Here is a 1644-nt window from a genome sequence, read left to right as displayed (position 1 = left end):
CCCGACAGCGATCCAGCGCGGCTTCGCCGTGCGCCGGGGGCACAGTAAATGGGTCGGTATGCGCCGCGCGCGACCTTGACCGCCCTGCCGCGGGAACGGTCACGTCGGGACAGTGGAACTGTTCGTTCCGGACGAGACCGATGACTCTGTGATGCCTCCGAGCTCGCACGACAGCGTGGTACTGAGGGCCGTCCACGGGAACCGTGGAGTGTTGCCATGAGCACGCGCGTCAGATTCTGCGTACTGCCTTGGCCCTCCCGGAACGGCACCAGGCAATGAGAACCGAACAGGATCGGAGCCGTGGCCATGGACGTCCTTCACGAACGCTGCGCCGGAATCGACATCAGCAAACGAGATGCCAAGGTATGCGTGCGTACCCCCAGTCCCAGGCGGAAGGGGACGTTCACCCAGCAGACCACGACCTTCGGTGCCACCACCAACGCCATCCTCGACCTGCGCGAACACCTCCTCGGCGCGGGGGTCACCCTGGTGGTGATGGAGGCGACCGGCGACTACTGGAAGCCCTTCTACTACTTGCTGGCCGAGGAACTGAACGTCATCCTGGTCAACGCCCGTCAGGTGAAGAACCTGCCCGGCCGCAAGACCGACGTCTCCGACGCTGCCTGGCTGGCCCAACTCGGCTCCCACGGCCTGGTCCGCGCCTCCTTCGTGCCTCCGCAGCCGGTACGCGAGCTGCGGGATCTCACCCGGACCCGCACCCAGCTCACCCGCGAACGCGCCCAGGTCGCACAGCGCCTGGAGAAGCTGCTGGAAGACGCCGGCATCAAGCTCTCCGCCGTCGTCTCCGATCTGATGGGGGTCTCCGGCCGCGCCATGCTCCAGGCACTGATCGACGGGCAACGTGATCCGCACCTCCTGGCCGACCTCGCCAAACGCCGCATGCGCAGCAAGATTCCCGAGCTGAACCAGGCGCTGACCGGCCGCTTCCGCGAGCACCACGCCTTCCTGACCCGTCTCTATCTCGATCAGTACGACCAGCTGTCCGGCGCCATCAAACAGCTGACCGTCCGGATCGAGGAGGCGATGAGCCCTTTCCGCCCGGCGCTGGACCTGCTGGACACGATTCCCGGGGTGAACCAGGCAGTGGCCGAGGTGATCGTGGCAGAGACCGGAGGTGACATGACCCGGTTCCGCTCGGCCCAACACCTGGCCTCCTGGGCCGGGTTGTGTCCGGGGCACCATGAATCGGCGGGCCGGGTCCGCAGCACCCGGGTCCGACCCGGCAACCCCTATCTCAAGGGAGCCCTCGGGATGGCCGCGTTCGGAGCGGCACGGACCAAGGGCTCCTTCCTGCAGGCACGCTACAAACGGTTGACCGCCCGCCGTGGCCCGATCAAGGCACTGGTCGCCGTCGAGCACTCGATCATCATCGCGGTCTGGCACATGCTCAGCGACAACGTGCCCTACCACGATCTCGGCGGCGACTACTTCACCCGGCGGGACCCCGAACGAGCCGCACGCCGAGCCGTATCCCGACTGAACGATCTCGGATACCGCGTCACCCTCGACCCGATGGAGGCCGCCGGGTGAACAGGGGGGAAGGGGCCCGGCGGACAGACCCGACCGGGCCGACACCCCTGCCCGAAAGAGCCCCCACCTGCTGTTATTTACGCGTCAGAGTCA

1 protein-coding gene is annotated in these 1644 nt (G+C 67.0%); it reads left to right on the top strand.

Going from position 1 to position 1644, the window contains the following annotated elements:
• Positions 1-306: 306 nt before the first annotated feature.
• Positions 307-1551, top strand: coding sequence for an IS110 family RNA-guided transposase (locus ABT085_RS46245; protein WP_351623219.1), 1245 nt, complete (start codon positions 307-309; stop codon positions 1549-1551).
• The last annotated feature ends 93 nt before the right edge of the window (positions 1552-1644 follow it).

Origin of the sequence: Streptomyces sp. NPDC002265, from assembly GCF_040296125.1 — a bacterium.
In the GTDB taxonomy this organism is placed as follows: Bacteria; Actinomycetota; Actinomycetes; order Streptomycetales; family Streptomycetaceae; genus Streptomyces.
This window is presented reverse-complemented; position numbering and strand designations above follow the sequence as displayed.

Coding starts and splice junctions, on each gene's coding strand:
- ABT085_RS46245 (WP_351623219.1), top strand. CDS start 307: ATGGACGTCCTTCACGAACGCTGCGCCGGAATCGACATCAGCAAACGA.